The sequence below is a fragment of the Streptomyces kanamyceticus genome (assembly GCF_008704495.1).
In the GTDB taxonomy this organism is placed as follows: Bacteria; Actinomycetota; Actinomycetes; order Streptomycetales; family Streptomycetaceae; genus Streptomyces; species Streptomyces kanamyceticus.
Genome location: NZ_CP023699.1, coordinates 8,384,321 through 8,402,110 on the forward strand (window position 1 = coordinate 8,384,321; position 17,790 = coordinate 8,402,110).

Below are 17,790 nucleotides of genomic sequence, written 5' to 3' on the forward strand. Positions count from 1 at the left end.
CGAACTGCCCGGGGGCCCTCTCCGCTGTCTGCCGCCTGGATCCGTACGCGCTAGCTGCCCAGCTCGTTGTCGATGAAGGCGAACATCTCGTCGTCCGTGGCCTCCTTGATCTGCTCCGTCACATCGCTCTCGCCCAGCATCAGCAGGACCGACTGCAGCCGGGCCGCGAGCTCACCTCGCGTGCGTACGTCGGGCGGCGCGGCGGCCAGGGTCGCTGTCAGCCGGTCGACGTCGGCGAACACCGAGCCCATGGCGTCGCCCTGCGGCCCCCCGCCCAGATCGAGCCGGCTGAGGATGTACGAGGCGACACCCTGCGCCGTCGGGTGGTCGAAGACCAGCGTCGTGGGCAGCCGGAGCCCAGCGGCGCGTCCGAGCCGGTTGCGCAGCTCGACCGCGGTCAGTGAGTCGAACCCGAGATCCAGCAGGCCGCGGTTGGCGGGGACCGCGCCCCCGTCGGCGAGCCCGAGGATCGCGGCGGCGTACTTGCGCACGACATCGAGCACCATCGGCAGGCGCTGCTCCTCGTCGGCCGCGGTGAGCTCCTTGACGAGTACGGACCCGTCGTCGGCCTGCCCCGTGACCGGCGCGCCGCCGGACGTGCCGTCACCGGTGGCAGCGGACACGCGCCGTCGCGCGCGCACCGTCACGAGCGCCTTGAGGAGGGGCGACATCGGGTCACCGTTCGCCAGGCGGGTCCGCAGCGCGTCGAGCCCGATCGGCGTCGGAACCGCCAGCGGCACCTGTAGGCCGAGCGCGGCATCGAAGAGGGCGAGGCCCTGTTCACTGCTCATCGGGAGCAGCCCGTTGCTGGCGAGGACGCGGGTGTCGGTCGCGTTCATGCCCTCGGTCATGGTGCTGGTGGTGTTCCAGAGTCCCCAGGCGAGGCTGGTGGCGGGTTGGTTGTGGGTGTGGCGGTGGTGGGCGAGTGCGTCGAGGAAGGTGTTGGCGGCGGCGTAGTTGGCTTGTCCGGCGTTGCCGGTGAGGCCTGCTGCGGAGGAGTAGAGGATGAAGTGGGTGAGGGGGAGGTGGCGGGTGAGTTCGTGGAGGTTCCAGGCGGCTTGGGTCTTGGGGTTGAGGGTGTCGGTGAGTTGGGTGGGGGTGAGGTTGTGGAGGAGGTTGTCGTGGAGTGTGCCGGCGGTGTGGATGACTGCGGTGAGGGGGTGGTTGGTGGGGATGGTGTTGAGGAGGTTGTTGAGGTCGGTGCGGTTGGTGGTGTCGCAGGCGGCGATGTGTACGTCCGCTCCGGCGTGGGTGAGTTCGGCGGTCAGTTCCGCTGCGCCGGGGGCTGCTTGACCGTGGCGGCTGGTGAGGAGGAGGTGGCGTACGCCGTGGTGGGTGATGAGGTGGCGGGCGATGATGCGGCCGAGGGTGCCGGTGCCGCCGGTGATGAGGATGGTGGTGTTGGGGTCGAAGGGGGTGGGAGAGGTGGCGGGTTGGGTGGCGGGAGAGGTGGTGGGGGTGAGTTGGGGGGTGTGGAGGGTGTTGTTGTGGTGGGCGAGTTGGGGTTGGTGGGTGTGGTGGGTGGTGTTGAGGAGGGTGGTGGTGAGAGGGGTGGTGGGGTTGAGGTCGAGGAGGGTGATGCGGTCGGGGTGTTCGGTTTGTGCGGTGCGGGTGAGGCCCCAGATGGTGGCGTGGGGGAGGTTGGGGGTGTGTGGGTGGTGGTGGCGTCGCGGGTGATGAGGGTGAGGTGGGTGTGGGTGAATTCTTCGTTGGTGAGCCAGTGTTGGAGGAAGGTGAGGGTGTGGGTGGTCAGGGTGTGGGTGGCGGGGATGGGGGAGTCGTCGTCACCGTCATCGGTGGTGGGCAGGATCAGGGCGACGTGGTCGGGTGCGGGGGCGCCGTCGGCGAGGGCGGCACGGAGGGCATCCAGGTCCGCGTGTACGGGGATGTCCGCCGGGAGCGTGCCGGCCGGCTGCGGGGTGGGACTGATGAAGGCCCATACGGGATCGGTCCCCACCACCGTGGGTTCCGGCAGCGGAACCCACTCGACGGTGAACAGATCCTTGCGGCGGTGCGACCGGAGCTGCGTCAACTGCTCGCGGGACACGGGACGTAGCGTCAGCTCCTCGATCTCGGCGACCGGCATGCCGTCGGCGTCGGTGAAGACCGCGCGCACGGCGTGCTCGCCCTTCGGAGTCACCCGCACCCGAAGGGACGTGGTCCCCTCCGCGTACAGCTGGATGCCGCTCCAGGTGAACGGAAGCCGTACTTCCGTGCCGCCTTCGAGGATCTGCAGGGTGTGCAGGGCGGCGTCGAGGAGTGCGGGGTGGATGCCGTATCCGGTGACGTCGGTGTCCTGGGGCAGGGCGACCTCCGCGCAGATGTCGTCGCCGACGCGCCAGGCGGCCTCCAGGCCCTGGAACAGCGGCCCGTACTCATAGCCGAGGGCGATCAGCCGGTCGTAGAAGTCCGCGACCTCCAGCTGCTCGGCGTCTGCGGGCGGCCAGACGGACTGCCGCTCGGGAGGCACGGCCACGGCTCGGGTGAGCACGCCGGTGGCGTGCCTCGTCCAGGGGCCGGGTTCCGCGTCGTCGTCCGCCTGTGTCTGCGAGTACACCTTCAACGGGCGCTGTCCGGCCTCGTCGGGTTCGCCGACGGTCAGCTGCAGGCGGACCGCCTCGTCGCCGCCGAGCGTCAGGGGGTTCTCGATGGTGAGGTCGTCGAGGCGCTCGCAGCCGAGGTGATGGCCTGCGTGCAGGGCGAGTTCGACGAAGGCGGTACCCGGGAGCAGCACCGTACCGGTGACGCCGTGGTCGGCCAGCCACGGCTGATCGGCGAGGGAGAGGCGTCCGGTGAAGAGCGTCGATGCCTCCTCGGCGAGCGAGACCGCCGCGCCCAGCAGGGGATGTCCGGAGGGGGACTGGCCGAGGCTGCTCACGTCCGACACACCACCGGTGACACCCGGGTTGAGCCAGTAACGCTCGTGTTGGAAGGGGTAGGTGGGGAGGTCGATGTGGGTTTGTGGGGTGTCCCAGTGTGGGGTGAGGCCGTGGGTGTGGGTGGTGGCGAGGGCTTGTGTGAAGGTGTGGGTGTCTGTGGTGTCGCGGCGGAGGGTGGGGGTGACGGTGTAGGGGGTGTTGTGGGGTTCGAGGGTGTTGTGGAGTCCGATGGTCAGGACGGGGTGGGGGCTGGTTTCGATGTAGTGGGTGTGTCCGTCGTTGTGGAGGGTTTCGGTGGTTTGTTGGAAGAGGACGGGGTGGCGGAGGTTGTTGATCCAGTAGTCGGTGGTGAGGGTGGTGGTGTCGGTGATGTGGGTGGCGTGGAGGGTGGAGTAGAAGGCGATGGTGGGGTCGGCGGGTTGGGGGGTGATGTGGGCGAGGCGTTGGGTGAGTTCTTCGCGCAGGGTTTCGACGTGGTGGGTGTGTGAGGCGTAGTCGACGTCGATGGCGCGGGCGCGGATGTCCTGGGCGCGGCAGGCGGTGACCAGGGTGTGGATCTGGTGGTGGTTGCCGGCGATGACGGTGGTGGTGGGGCTGTTGTGGGCGGCGATGTGGACGTCGTCGAGGTGGTGTGTGGTGATGAGGTCGCGGGCCTGGTCGGCGTCCAGGGGCAGGGAGGCCATGGTGCCGGTGCCGGCCAGGCGGCGCAGGGTGCGGGCGCGCAGGGCGACGATGGCGGCGGAGTCCTCCAGGGTGAGGGCGCCGGCGATGTGGGCGGCGGCGATCTCGCCCTGGGAGTGGCCGATGACGGCGTCGGGGTGGATGCCGTGGTGCTGCCAGAGCCGGGCCAGGCTGATCATCATGGCCCACAGGGCGGGCTGGATGACGTCGACGCGGTCCAGGCCGGGGGCGCCGTCGTGCTGGTGGATGACGTCGATGAGGTCGAAGTCGGTGTGCGGGGCCAGGGCGGTGGCGCAGGCGTCCAGCTGGGCGGCGAAGACGGGGGAGGTGGTGTAGAGGTCGCGGCCCATGCCGGCCCATTGGGAGCCCTGGCCGGGGAAGACGAACACGGTCTTGCCGGGCAGGACGCTGCCGGTGGCCAGGGTGGGGTGTTCGGCGCCGGTGGCCAGGGCGTCCAGCCCGGCCAGCAGGTCCTGGCGGGTGGTGGCGGTCAGCGCGGCCCGCTCCTCGAAGTGGGTACGCGAGGTGGCCAGCGCCCGCGCCACATCCGGCAGGTCCACCTCCCCGGCCGACTCACGCACGAACACCGCCAACTGAACAGCCCGCTCCCGCAGTGCCCGGGGCGACTTCGCCGACACCGGCCACACCACAGGAACACCCGCACCTGGACTCTGACCTTCACCCTCCTGGTCGGCTACCTCGGTGTTCGCCAACTCACTTGATTCCGGGGCTTGTTCGAGGATGGCGTGCGCGTTGGTGCCGCTGATGCCGAAGGAGGAGACACCGGCGCGGCGTGGCCGGTCGAGCTCGGGCCACGGGGTGGCCTCGGTCAGGAGGGAGACCGCGCCGGACTCCCAGTCGACGTGCGGGGTCGGCTCGTCGACGTGCAGCGTCCTGGGCAGCACGCCGTGCCGCATGGCCTGCACCATCTTGATGACGCTCGCGACTCCGGCGGCGGCCTGGGTGTGGCCGATGTTGGACTTCAACGAACCGAGCCACAAAGGCCGTTCCGGATCGCGCTCCTGCCCGTACGTGGCGAGGAGCGCCTGCGCCTCGATCGGGTCACCCAGCTTGGTGCCGGTGCCGTGCGCGTCGACCGCGTCGATGTCGGCGGGCGCGAGCCGGGCGCTGGTGAGTGCCTGCCGGATCATGCGCTCCTGGGAGGGGCCGTTGGGGGCGGTCAGGCCGTTGCTCGCGCCGTCCTGGTTGACGGCGGTGCCGCGTACGACGGCCAGGACGGGATGTCCGTTGCGGCGTGCGTCGGAGAGCCGTTCCAGGACGAGGACGCCGACGCCCTCACCCCAGACGGTGCCGTCGGCGCCGTCCGCGAAGGCCTTCACCCGGCCGTCGAAAGCCAGCCCCCGCTGCCTGCTGAAGTCGATGAAGTGTCCGGGGCTCGCCATGATGGTGGCGCCGCCCGTGAGTGCGAGGGAGCACTCGCCGTTGCGCAGCGACTGCGTGGCCAGGTGCAGGGCCACCAGCGACGACGAGCACGCCGTGTCGATCGTCACCGCGGGGCCTTCGAGACCGAAGGTGTACGCGAGGCGGCCGGAGGCCACACTCATCGTCGTGCCCGTGATGCGGTAACCCTCGGCCTCCAGCGGGGTGTTGACGGCGCTGGGCCCGTACTCCTGGGCGATCGCGCCGATGAACACGCCGGTGTCCGTGCCCTTCAGAGACTCCGGCCTGATCCGGGCCCGCTCCAGCGCCGCCCACGCGGTCTCCAGAAGCACGCGTTGCTGCGGCTCGATCGCCATCGCCTCGCGGGGGCTGATCCCGAAGAAGGCCGCGTCGAACTCGTCGGCCTCGTGCAGGAATCCGCCCTTGCGCGTGTACGAGCGGCCGGGCGTGTCCGGGTTCGGGTCGTAGAGGTTGTCGAGGTCCCAACCGCGGTTCACCGGGAACTCGGTGATCGCGTCCGTACCGTCCGACACCAGTCGCCACAGATCCTCCGGCGATGTGACGCCGCCCGGCAGGTTGCAGCTCATGCCCACGATGGCGATCGGGTCGTCGAGCTCGGCATCCCCGGCCCGGGCCGCGGCGAAGGCCGTGGCCGGAACCACGGGCGCGGCCTCCCGACGCGGAGACGCCTTGTCGAGGAGGAAGGAGATGACGGCGTCCGGGCTCGGGTGGTCGAAGACGAGCGTCGTCGGCAGCCGCAGCTCGGTCGACTTCGACAACTGGTTGCGCAGCTCGACGCCGTTGAGCGAGCTGAATCCCTGGTCCTTGAAGGAACGGTCGACCGGTACCTTCGTCCCGTCCGCGTGCCCGAGCACGGCGGCGACGGTCATGCGTACGGTCTTCTCCACGGCCTCGCGCCGACGGGACTCGGGAAGCTCGGCGATCCGCTCCGCCCAGGTCTGCGCGCCGGCGATGTGTGTGGCCCGCCGCGCGACGCGCCGCACCCGGGTCCGCACGAGCGACCGGAAGATCACGGGCAGGTCATCCGCCGCGGCACGCACACGCAGGGCCGCCTTGTCGACCCGCGCGGTCACGGCCAGCGGGCGGCCGGTCGCGAGCGCGGCGTCGAACAGCGCGAGCCCCTCGTCGACCCCGATCGCCGGGAGGCCGTGCCGCGCCCAGCGGGCCACGTCCTCGTCCGCGAGCGAACCACCCATGCCGCTGGTGGTGTTCCAGAGTCCCCAGGCGAGGCTGGTGGCGGGTTGGTTGTGGGTGTGGCGGTGGTGGGCGAGTGCGTCGAGGAAGGTGTTGGCGGCGGCGTAGTTGGCTTGTCCGGCGTTGCCGGTGAGGCCTGCTGCGGAGGAGTAGAGGATGAAGTGGGTGAGGGGGAGGTGGCGGGTGAGTTCGTGGAGGTTCCAGGCGGCGTCGGCTTTGGGTCGCAGGACGTCGGTGAGGGTGTCTGGGGTGAGGGTGGTCAGGGTGGCGTCGTGGAGTGTGCCGGCGGTGTGGATGACTGCGGTGAGGGGGTGGTTGGTGGGGATGGTGTTGAGGAGGTTGTTGAGGTCGGTGCGGTTGGTGGTGTCGCAGGCGGCGATGTGTACGTCCGCTCCGGCGTGGGTGAGTTCGGTGGCCAGTTCCGCTGCGCCGGGTGCTGTTTTGCCGTGGCGGCTGGTGAGGAGGAGGTGGCGTACGCCGTGGTGGGTGATGAGGTGGCGGGCGATGATGCGGCCGAGGGTGCCGGTGCCGCCGGTGATGAGGATGGTGGTGTTGGGGTCGAAGGGGGTGGGGGGTGTGGTGGGTTGGGTGGTGGGTTGGGTGGTGGGGGTGAGTTGGGGGGTGTGGAGGGTGTTGTTGTGGTGGGCGAGTTGGGGTTGGTGGGTGTGGTGGGTGGTGTTGAGGAGGGTGGTGGTGAGGGGGTGGTGGGGTTGAGGTCGAGGAGGGTGATGCGGTCGGGGTGTTCGGTTTGTGCGGTGCGGGTGAGGCCCCAGATGGTGGCGTGGGGGAGGTTGGGGGTGTGTGGGTGGTGGTGGCGTCGCGGGTGATGAGGGTGAGGTGGGTGTGGGTGAACTCTTCGTTGGTGAGCCAGTGTTGGAGGAAGGTGAGGGTGTGGGTGGCCAGGGTGTGGGTGGCGGGGATGGGTGAGTCGTCGTCACCGTCATCGGTGGTGGGCAGGATCAGGGCGACGTGGTCGGGTGTGGGGGCGCCGTCGGCGAGGGCGGCGCGGAGGGCATCCAGGTCGGGGTAGGTGGGGATGTCCTGGGGCAGGTTCGGGCCGGTGCCGATCAGTGCCCAGGTGATGTCGTCGGTGTCGGTGTCGGTGTCGGTGTCGGTGTGGGGTGTGGTGGTCCGGGCGTCGGTGCCGGAGAGCTCCGGCAACGCGACCCACTCGACGGCGTAAGGCCCGCTGGTGGAACGGGAGTTCGCTGAAGAGAGCGCTTGGAGATCGGCCGCGCTGGTGTCGGAGCCCAGGGTGATGCGTTCGACCGTGAGCACAGGCCGGCCCGATGGGTCCGCCAGCAGGAGCTTCGCGGCGCCGTCGACGAAGGAGCAGCTCACCCGGACGGCCGTCGCTTCCGTCGCGGAGAGCTCGATGCCCTTGTAGGTGACGGGGGTGAGACGTTCGGTGATTTCTCCGTCAGCGGCGGCCGGGCTGGAGAGAACCAGGGTGTGGAGGGCGGCGTCGAGGAGGGCGGGGTGGATGCCGTATGGGGTGACGTCGGTGTCGGGGGCAGGGTGATGTCGGCGTAGAGGGTGTTGGTGGTGGTGTCGTGCCAGGCGGTGTGGAGTCCTTGGAAGAGGGGCCGTAGTGGTAGCCGCCCTGGGCGAGGCGGTCGTAGAAGTCCTCGACGGGCAGGGGGGTGGTGTCGGTGGGCGGCCAGGTCGTCAACTCGGGTTCAGGGGTTGTCCCGTGGGGGGTGGGGGTGAGGGTGGCGGTGGCGTGGCGGGTCCAGCCGGTGCCCTCGCCGGTGTGGGAGTGGATGGTCAGGGAGCGGGAGCCGTCGGGACTATCGGCTCCGACCAGGACTTGGATGGTGGCGGGGTTGTCGTGGGTGAGGGTGAGGGGGGTTTCGATGGTGAGGTCGTCGAGGTGGGGGGTGTGGGTGTGGTGTCCGGCGTGCAGGGCGAGTTCCACGAAGGCGGTGCCGGGGACCAGGACGGTGTCGTTCACCGCGTGGTCGGCCAGCCACGGATGCGAGGTGAGGGAGAGGCGGCCGGTGAACACGGTGGTGCCGTCGGCGGCCAGGGAGACCGCGGCGCCCAGCAGGCCGTGCCCGGCCGGGACCTGCCCCAGACTGGCCACATCCCCCGCCGGCGGGTTGGCGTGCAGCCAGTAGCGGTCCTGCTGGAAGGGGTAGGTGGGCAGATCGAGGTGGGTCTGTGGGCGGGGCCAGGTGAGGGGGATGCCGTGGGTGTGCGCGGTGGCCAGGGCCAGCGCGATGGCCTGGGGGTCGGGGGTGGTGCGGCGCAGCAGCGGGATCCGCACCGCGTCCTCGGGGGTGAGGGTGCTCAAAACCGCGTCCGGGCCCAGCTCCACGAAGCGGGTCGCGCCGAGTTCCTGGGCGTGGCGGAGGCCGTCGGCGAAGCGGACGGTGCCCCGCAGCTGGCGCACCCAGTAGCCGGGATCGGCCAGCTCTTCGTCCGTGGCGGTCTGGCCGGTGACGTTCGAGATCAGTGGCAGGGTCAGGGGCTGGTAGGTGATCTGGCGGGCCGCCTCCTCAAAGCCGGGCAGGGCGCTGTCCATGTGTGCGGAGTGGAAGGCGTGGCTGACGTGCAGGTGCTTGACCCGCCGGCCCAGCTGGGTGAAGTGTGCGGCGATCTCGGCCACCGCCTCCGCCTCCCCGGAGATCACCAGGGAGTCCGCGCTGTTCACCGCCGCCACCCCCACATCGCCGCGCCCCGCCAGCAGCGCCAGTACCTCGTCCTCGGTGGCGGTGAGGGTGGCCATCGCGCCGCCGGTGGGGGCGGCCTGCATCAGCCGTCCGCGCGCCGCCACCAGCGTGCAGGCATCGGCAAGCGACCACAGCCCCGCCACATACGCCGCCGCCAGCTCGCCGATGGAGTGGCCCAGCACCACATCCGGCCGCAGCCCGCGATGCTCCGATAGCCGGAACAGCCCCACCTGCACCGCGAAGAGTCCGGCCTGGGCGTACTGGGTCTGGTTGACCAGCTCCGCGTCGTCACCGAAGACGACCTCCTTCAACGGCCGCGGCAGACCCGCATCCAACAGCGCGCACACCTCGTCGAACGCGGCCGCGAACACCGCCGAGGACTCGTACAACTCCCGGGCCATGCCGGGGCGCTGGCTGCCCTGCCCGGTGAACAAGAACACCGTCCGGCCCGGAGTATCGATACCGGTCACCAGGCCCGGGTGCGGCTGCCCGGCGGCCAGTGCCTCCAGCGCCTCCGTCAGCTCCTGCGCATCCGCACCCGTCACCACCGCGCGGTGCTCGAACTGCGAACGAGCCCCCGCCAGCACACCACTGACCACAGCAGCATCCAGACCCGCACCGGACTCCCGGACGAACGAGGCCAGTTGCGCGCCCTGCGCCCGCACCGCCTCCACCGACTTACCCGACACCGGCCACAACACCGGCCCCTCAACCACCACATCAGCCTCAGACTGAGGAGCGGCCTCAACCACCGGCGCCTGTTCGAGGATGACGTGGGCGTTGGTGCCGCTGATGCCGAAGGAGGAGACCGCCGAGCGGCGTGGCCGGTCGAGGTCGGGCCATGGGGTGGCCTCGGTCAGGAGCTCGACCGCTCCTGCCGACCAGTCCACGTGCGGGCTGGGCTGATCCACGTGCAGCGTCCGGGGCAGCACCCCGTGCCGCATCGCCTGGACCATCTTGATGACACCCGCGACACCGGCCGCCGCCTGAGTGTGGCCGATGTTGGACTTCACCGAACCCAGCCACAACGGACGGTCCTCGGCACGGTCCTGCCCGTATGTGGCAAGGAGCGCCTGCGCCTCGATCGGGTCACCCAACCTGGTGCCCGTGCCATGAGCCTCGACCGCATCCACATCCGCCGCCGACAACCGCGCACTCGCCAACGCCTGACGAATCATGCGTTCTTGGGAGGGGCCGTTCGGCGCGGTCAGGCCGTTGCTCGCGCCGTCCTGATTGACCGCCGACCCCCGCAGCACGGCCAGTACTTGGTGGCCGTTGCGGCGGGCGTCGGAGAGGCGCTCCAGGACCAGCAGACCGGCGCCCTCGCCCCAGGCGGTGCCGTCGGCACCGTCCGCGAAGGCCTTGACGCGGCCGTCGGGAGCCAGACCTCGCTGACGGCTGAACTCCACGAACATGCCCGGCGTGGCCATGACCGTGACGCCGCCCGCCAGGGCCAGCGAGCACTCGCCACCGCGCAACGCCTGGGCCGCGAGGTGCAGGGCCACCAGCGAGGACGAGCACGCCGTGTCGACCGTCACCGCCGGACCCTCAAGCCCGAAGGTGTAGGCGAGGCGGCCGGATATTACGCTGGTGGTACTGCCGGTGAGTAGATATCCGTCCAGGTCTTGAGCGCCTTCGTGCAGGCGGGGGCCGTAGTCGAGAGAGGTCGCGCCGACGAACATGCCGGTGCGGCTCCCGCGCAGCCTCTCCGGGGCGATGCCCGCGTGTTCGAAGGCCTCCCACGCGGTCTCCAGGAGAAGACGCTGCTGAGGATCGGTCGCCAGCGCCTCACGCGGACTGATCCCGAAGAACGCCGCGTCGAACTCATCGGCGTCATGCAGGAAACCACCCTCGGTGACATACGCCGTACCGGGATGATCCGGATCCGCGTCGTACAACGACGCCAGATCCCAGCCACGATTGTCCGGGAACGACGAGATCGCATCCCCACCCTCGGCCAGCAACGACCACAACTCACCCGGCGAACCCACACCACCGGGCAGACGGCAGCTCATCCCCACGATGACCACCGGATCATCCACCACACCCAACCCCGCACCAACCCCACCGGAGAGCAGCAGGCCGTCATCGCCCGCGCGATGAGAGTCCTCTCCGAGCAGTTCGGCGCGCAGGTGGCCCACCACGGCGGTCGGAGTCGGGTGATCAAAGGTGAGGCTGGAGGGCAGGACGAGGCCCGTCACGGAGTTGAGGCGGTCACGGAACTCGACGGCGGCCAGCGAGTCGAACCCCAGCTCCTTGAAGGGGAGGTGAGAAGCGACGGTGTCGGCCGTGGCGTGGCCGAGGACGATGGAGATCTGCGTACGAACGAGGTCGAGGAGGACGCGGTCCTGCTCCTCGGACGACGGTTCGGCCGCGAGTTGCTGCGCGAGGACGGATTCGGGCGCCGATACGGGTGTGCTCGTCTTCGGCTCGGGGCCCGTTCCGGCAGCGGGACCTATAGGTATGGAAGCTGTCGTCCCTTCGGCCGCAGTCGTGCCCTGGATCCAGTAAGTGGTGTGCTGGAAGGGGTAGGTGGGCAGATCGAGGTGGGTCTGTGGGCGGGGCCAGGTGAGGGGGATGCCGTGGGTGTGCGCGGTGGCCAGGGCCAGCGCGATGGCCTGGGGGTCGGGGGTGGTGCGGCGCAGCAGCGGGATCCGCACCGCGTCCTCGGGGGTGAGGGTGCTCAAAACCGCGTCCGGGCCCAGCTCCACGAAGCGGGTCGCGCCGAGCTCCTGGGCGTAGCGGAGGCCGTCGGCGAAGCGGACGGTGCCCCGCAGCTGGCGCACCCAGTAGCCGGGCTCGGCCAGCTCCTCGTCCGTGGCGGTCCGGCCGGTGACGTTCGAGATCAGTGGGAGGGCCAGCGGCTGGTAGGTGATCTGGCGGGCCGCCTCCTCAAAGCCGGGCAGGGCGCTGTCCATGTGGGCGGAGTGGAAGGCGTGACTGACGTGCAGGTGCTTGACCCGGCGGCCCAGCTGGGCGAAGTGTGCGGCGATCTCGGCCACCGCCTCCGCCTCCCCGGAGATCACCAGGGAGTCCGCGCTGTTGACCGCCGCGACCCCCACATCGCCGCGCCCGGCCAGCAGCGCCAGCACCTCCTCCTCGGTGGCGGTGAGGGTGGCCATCGCGCCGCCGGTGGGGGCGGCCTGCATCAGCCGTCCGCGTGCCGCCACCAGCGTGCAGGCATCGGCAAGCGACCACAGCCCCGCCACATACGCCGCCGCCAGCTCGCCGATGGAGTGGCCCAGCACCACATCCGGCCGCAGCCCGCGATGCTCCGATAGCCGGAACAGCCCCACCTGCACCGCGAAGAGTCCGGCCTGGGCGTACTGGGTCTGGTTGACCAGCTCCGCGTCGTCACCGAAGACGACCTCCTTCAACGGCCGCGGCAGACCCGCATCCAACAGGACGCACACCTCGTCGAACGCGGCCGCGAACACCGCCGAGGACTCGTACAACTCCCGGGCCATGCCGGGGCGCTGGCTGCCCTGCCCGGTGAACAAGAACACCGTCCGGCCCGGAGTATCGATACCGGTCACCAGGCCCGGGTGCGGCTGCCCGGCGGCCAGTGCCTCCAGCGCCTCCGTCAGCTCCTGCGCATCCGCACCCGTCACCACCGCCCGGTGCTCGAACTGCGAACGAGCCCCCGCCAGCACACCACTGACCACAGCAGCATCCAGACCCGCACCGGACTCCCGGACGAACGAGGCCAGTTGCGCGCCCTGCGCCCGCACCGCCTCCACCGACTTACCCGACACCGGCCACAACACCGGCCCCTCAACCACCACATCAGCCTCAGACTGAGGAGCGGCCTCAACCACCGGCGCCTGCTCCACAATCACATGCGCATTCGTCCCGCCCATGCCCCACGACGAGACCCCGGCCACCAGTGGCCGCTCCGGATGGGGCCAAGTGCCGGACTCTGTGCGCACCTTGAGGCCGAGTTCGGTGAGCGCGATGTTCGGGTTGGGGGACTCGAAGTTGAGGCTTGCGGGCAGTGTGCGGTGGTGGAGACTGAGGGCCGTCTTGATGAGGCCCGCGATGCCGGCGGCGCTTTCAAGGTGGCCGATGTTCGTCTTGACCGAGCCGACGAGCAGCGGGTCGTCCGCCGCGCGTGCCGTGCCGAAGGCCGCGCCGAGTGCGGCGGCTTCGACCGGGTCGCCGACCGGGGTGCCGGTGCCGTGGAGTTCGACGTACTGGACCTGGTCGGCGGCGACGCCGGCGTCGCCGCGGGCTTGGCGCAGGACGCTTTCCTGGGCGGCCGCCCGGGGGGTGGCGAGGCCGCTGCCGCCGCCGTCGTTGTTGACGGCGCTGCCGCGAATCACACAGGTGATGGGGTCGCCGTCGGCAAGAGCCCTGGCGAGCGGCTTGAGGACAACGACACCGGCACCCTCACCGCGTACGTATCCGTTGGCGCGGGCGTCGAAGGCGTAGCAGCGGCCGTCGGGGGAGAAGCCGCCGAGCTTGCCGGAGGTGACGTGGCTGTCCGGTACGAGGTTGAGGCTGACGCCGCCGACGAGGGCGAGTTCGGACTCGCCGCGGCGCAGGCTCTCGACGGCCAGGTGGACGGCGACGAGGCTGGAGGACTGGCCGCTGTCGACGGCGATGCTCGGACCGCGTAGGCCGAGGCTGTAGGAGACGCGGTTGGCGAGAATGGTGCGTTGAGTACCGGCCAGGCTGTGCCGGTCGATCGCGTCGAGTCCGTGGCGGCGCACGAGGGTGGTGTAGTCGTCCCACATGGCGCCGACGAAGACACCGGTGGCGCTGTCGCGCAGGGCGGCCGGGACGATTCCGGCGTTCTCCAGTGCGGACCAGGCCAGTTCGAGCACCAGGCGCTGCTGCGGGTCCATCGCCGTGGCCTCTTTGGGGCCGATGGCGAAGAAGGCCGCGTCGAAGCCGCGCACGTCGTCATCGTCGAGGTAGCCGCCGTAGCGGGTGGTGACCTTGCCCGGTGCGGACACGTCGCTGTCGAAGAGCGCCGCGGCGTCCCAACGGTCGGCCGGAGTCTCGGTGATGGCGTGACTGCCGGAGTCGAGCAGCCGCCAGAAGGCGTCCAGGTCGCGGGCGCCCGGCAGTCGGCAGGCCATCCCGATGACGGCGATGGCCCGCTCGTCGTCGCGGGCCACCCCGGATTCCGTGGCGGCCACCGCGGACCGCGCGGAGGCTGCCGCGGCCGTGCCGGACTCGGTGGTCTCGATGGCAGGGGATCCGGACACACTGGGGTTCACGCTCAACCGCCCTTGTCGTGAGGAAGAGACTTGCGTGCGCGGGCCGCTGCGGGACAGACGGCCGGCCAGTCAGCAGCGTCAGGCGCAGCCCCAAAGACCACCTTCACGGTGTCTAAAGGCGGGTGGGTGCGGGGGTGTTGGGGGTGGCCGTCGCCGACTGCCCGCCCGGAGGCGCGGGCCCGGCCCGGCCCGAGCCTCTCCGCCCTTCCCTGTACCGCCCTTCCCCGTACCTCCGGCGGCGAGGGGAATGTCGCGAATATAGGGAAGGTTAACCTCCGGTAAACCTTCACTAAGTGAGCGTTTGATTGCACAGAGAGGCTTCGGTCAGACTTTTGTCATCGCCTGACAGATCTTCGTGGTACGTTGCTGCGGGACGTCCGGGCGACTGGGCGCTGTTGCGTGGGGGGATATCCACGGACTTGTACCGCGGAGGGACGCATTAATGCTGCTCATTGGGTGCGAAGCCGAGATGGAAGCACTAGGGGAGGCGCTCAGGTCCTCCCGCCTCGCCCACGCGACATCGGCTGTACTGATCGAGGGTCCGGGCGGCTGCGGCAAGAGCGAGATACTGCAGTTCGGGGTGCAACGGGCGGCGGCCGAGGGCGCATTGGTGCTGCAAGCGGCCGGGGCGTTCCTGGAGAGCAGCCTTCCCGTTGGGATAATGCGGCAATTGCTGAGCAATCTCGCTTTCCCGGAAGATGTCGGGCGGCATTTGCGGGAACTTCTGGAATCGGTCAAAGGGTATGCGGAGATAGATAACTGTAATGCCTCCGCCGCCGATCCGCGCTGGCCCAGCGTGATGCATGAAGTGTTTGTCTCGCTGAGTGAGATGTCGGCAGTCCGGCCCTTGGTGATAGCCGTTGACGACCTGCATTATGCCGACAGTTCCTCCGTTCAGTTCCTGAAGTACTTGGTGCGGCGCTCGCGCAGCATCCGCCTGTCCTTCGTCTTCACGGCGTCGTTATACCAGCAGTCGAAGGCTCAGCTGTTGGAGACCGAGCTGCTGAGGCATCCGGCGTTCCAGCGACTGTCCGTCGGCCGGCTCAGCAGGGACGGCGTGCGCCGTCTGCGGAGTTGGCACGGAGGGGTGCCGGGGGAGCGGCAGGCCGACGAGATGTATGAGCTCAGCGGCGGAAATCCCCTGCTGCTGCGGGCGGTTTGCGACGAGCGGCGTATGAGGCCGTCCCAAGGGCCGGAGCAGGAGCAGGGCTCCGCCGACTGGCAGCCGCGCCCGGACGGCCCGTTCACGCAGGCCGTCCGCGCCTGCCTCACCTCCAGCGGTGCGGATTTCCTGGAGATGGCCGAGGGGATGGCCGTGCTGGGCCCGGCGGCGACCGCGGACCGGTTGGGGCGACTGCTCGGCGTCACCCCCGAAGCGGCCGAGTTGCGGGGCGTCGGACTGCGTGCGGCCGGCCTGGCCGTGGGCACCGAGTTGCGGAACCCCGGGATCCGTACTGCCGTGCTCGGCGGCCTGGACGAGGGGGAGCGGTCTCGGCTGCACGAACGGGCCGCGGAACTCCTGCGGGACGAGGGCGAACCCGCCGCGCTCATCGCCGACCACCTCGTCGGCTGCGGCACGGTCAAGCACGCATGGGGCCTGCAGGTCCTCGCCGAGGCCGCCGAATCCGCGCTCCTGACCGACCAACCCCAGACCGCCATGCACTACCTGGAGCTGGCTCTCAGCCAGTCGACCGACGGCGTGGAGCGCGCCGCCATCACCGTGCAGCTCGCCGAGGTCGCGGGCCGCGTCGACCCGACCGACGTGGAGCCGGTGCTCGACGGGGTCCTGTCCGCGGCGGACAGCGGCAAGCTGCCCGTGCTGACGCTGGAGCGACTGGTGCGCCTGGTCCGCATGCGCGGCTATGTAGCCGAGGGCGAAGCCGTTGCCGGGCGGCTGTGGGAGGCCGCGAAGGCGGTGCGGTCCAGCGGCGGCGGCACTGTGGGGCGCGGCAGTTTCACCGAGCAGCTGCCCGGGGCCCTGACGCAAGGACCGCAGCAGGGACCGCAGCAGGGACTACAGCAAGGACCGCAGCAAGGACCGCCGCAAAGAAGCCTCCCGTCCTACCGCGACGTGCCGCGACAACGGGGCGCGGCGCGCATCGGCGCCTCGCCGGAGAACGGTCGCGTGACCGCCGCCGACCAAGCCGAACAGGTCTACCGCGTCGGCCTCTCGCACCCCGCGGCGCAGCCCGCGCTGCTCGCCACCACCGTGCTGTGGACACTGCCGGACCAGCGGGGCGTGGACACCTCCGCCATCCCCACGAAGCCGAGCGGGGCCTCTGCGGGCTGGCTCAGTGACCTCAAGCTGCCCGGTGCTCTGAACGCCATCAAGGCGCTCGCGTTCGCGGACCGCACCTACGAAGCCGTGCGCTGGTGCGAGGCCCTGGCCGACGAGGCCGAGTGGCGTGGCCTCGACGGCTGGCAGGCTTCGGTGCGCGCCGTGCTCGCCGAAGTCCTCCTGGTCCAGGGCCGTTTCGCGCAGGCCGAGGCGTGCGCCGCGCAGGCCGTGGCGGGCGTGCCGACGGGCGCCGACAGCGCGTTCGCGGCCGGCCCTGTCGCCTGCCAGGTGCTCGCCTGCATCGCCACCGGGCGGTACGAGCAGGCCGCCAGGCATCTGGGCCGGCGCTTTCCCGAGCGGCTGTTCCGCAGCGTCGACGGACTCGGCTACCTCCGGGCCCGCGGCCACTACCAGCTGGCGACCGGCAATCTGCGGGCCGCGCTCGACGACTTCCTGCACATGGGCCGGCTCGCCGCGGAGTGGCGGATCGACCGGCCGGGCCTGATCGCCTGGCGCGTCGACGCGGCCGAGGCGCTGCTGCGGCTCGGCGAGACGGACGAGGCGGACCGGCTCATCGCCGAGCAGGCCGCCGCTGTCGACGTCAGCAATGCCCGCACCCGCGGCATGACGCTGCGGCTGCGCGCCGCCACCGCGGAACTGCCCATGCGGCGGCGCATCCTGCCGCGCGCCGTCACCGAACTGCGTAGGTCCGGGGACATGTATCAGTTCGCGCGGGCCCTCGCGGACCTGGGCCGCACCCACAAGGAGCTGGGTGAGCGCGAGCTGGGCGAGTCGATGCTGCAGCGTGCCTGGCGCATGGCCGACGAGTGCGGTGCCGCCGAGCTGTGCGAGGAGTTGCGGCCCGGTTACGCCACGGGCTTCGCCGGTGAGGTCGACGAGGGGTCCACGCTTTCCCAGTCGGAACGCCGAGTGGCATCGCTCGCGGCCTTCGGGTATACGAATCGTGAGATAGCGGCGGAACTCCACGTCACTGTGAGCACGGTGGAGCAGCATTTGACGCGGGTTTACCGGAAGCTCAATGTCACGCGGCGGCAGGACCTGCCGCCGCAATTGAAGATGTGCATGGAGGATGTTGCCTGACGAGTAACGTGAGTGCACGTCGCGTGCGCCTCTGTTGAGTCTTCTTGTACTCCTTGGTGGTACGGCGTGAGCCGTCGGCTGACATTCCCGTGAGGGAGTGTCAGCCGTTTTTGCGTTCCCTCCCCGTGTATTCCGTGTTACATGGATGTCAGGAGGGAATGAAACACCTTGTGTAGCCGGACATTATTGGTCTGGAAATATTGATGCAACCTGCAATCAGGGGTCGGCTAGGGGTGGGGTCTGGGGTTGGTTCCGGGAGGGGCTTGAACGAGGATGGAGGTGTTCCTGATTGCTTGATGGATGACAGACACCGATGTGCACGATTCGTGGGGGCG

Annotated in this window: 5 protein-coding genes and 2 pseudogenes; 2 read left to right on the plus strand and 5 right to left on the minus strand. The window is 70.2% G+C overall.

The features are described 5' to 3' along the window. Positions 1-50 precede the first annotated feature (50 nt). The 3 genes and pseudogenes from CP970_RS36565 to CP970_RS36575 all read right to left on the minus strand — a co-directional run bounded on the left by CP970_RS36565 (position 51) and on the right by CP970_RS36575 (position 7,114). Complete coding sequence (locus CP970_RS36565; protein WP_150494443.1) at positions 51-851, minus strand: phosphopantetheine-binding protein; 801 nt, start codon at positions 849-851, stop codon at positions 51-53. A gap of 72 nt (positions 852-923) precedes the next feature. Beyond that, a pseudogene (locus tag CP970_RS46045) lies at positions 924-1,358 on the minus strand (SDR family NAD(P)-dependent oxidoreductase); the annotation flags it as partial. Continuing rightward, the gene (locus CP970_RS36575; RefSeq protein WP_150494445.1) at positions 1,265-7,114 is read right to left on the minus strand and encodes a type I polyketide synthase; all 5,850 of its coding nucleotides are present in this window, start codon (positions 7,112-7,114) and stop codon (positions 1,265-1,267) included. The gene CP970_RS36575 and the pseudogene CP970_RS46045, both read right to left, overlap by 94 nt. Positions 7,115-7,236: 122 nt before the next feature. Here CP970_RS36575 and CP970_RS45600 point away from each other — a divergent pair, with 122 nt between their 5' ends. After that, complete coding sequence (locus tag CP970_RS45600; protein WP_263406805.1) at positions 7,237-7,359, plus strand: hypothetical protein; 123 nt, start codon at positions 7,237-7,239, stop codon at positions 7,357-7,359. A gap of 125 nt (positions 7,360-7,484) precedes the next feature. Here CP970_RS45600 and CP970_RS46050 read toward each other — a convergent pair. Together CP970_RS46050 and CP970_RS36580 are read right to left on the minus strand one after the other, a co-directional pair. Beyond that, a pseudogene (locus CP970_RS46050) lies at positions 7,485-7,661 on the minus strand (hypothetical protein); the annotation flags it as partial. Further along, positions 7,597-14,076, minus strand: coding sequence for a type I polyketide synthase (locus CP970_RS36580; protein ID WP_150494447.1), 6,480 nt, complete (start codon positions 14,074-14,076; stop codon positions 7,597-7,599). The pseudogene CP970_RS46050 and the gene CP970_RS36580, both read right to left, overlap by 65 nt. Positions 14,077-14,518: 442 nt before the next feature. Between CP970_RS36580 and CP970_RS36585 the strand changes: the two genes are divergently transcribed. Beyond that, entirely contained in the window at positions 14,519-17,455 is a 2,937-nt protein-coding gene (locus CP970_RS36585; RefSeq protein WP_079043925.1) for a helix-turn-helix transcriptional regulator, read from the plus strand. Positions 17,456-17,790 lie beyond the last annotated feature (335 nt).

Coding starts and splice junctions, on each gene's coding strand:
- CP970_RS36585 (WP_079043925.1), top strand. CDS start 14,519: ATGCTGCTCATTGGGTGCGAAGCCGAGATGGAAGCACTAGGGGAGGCG.
- CP970_RS36565 (WP_150494443.1), bottom strand. CDS start 851: ATGACCGAGGGCATGAACGCGACCGACACCCGCGTCCTCGCCAGCAAC.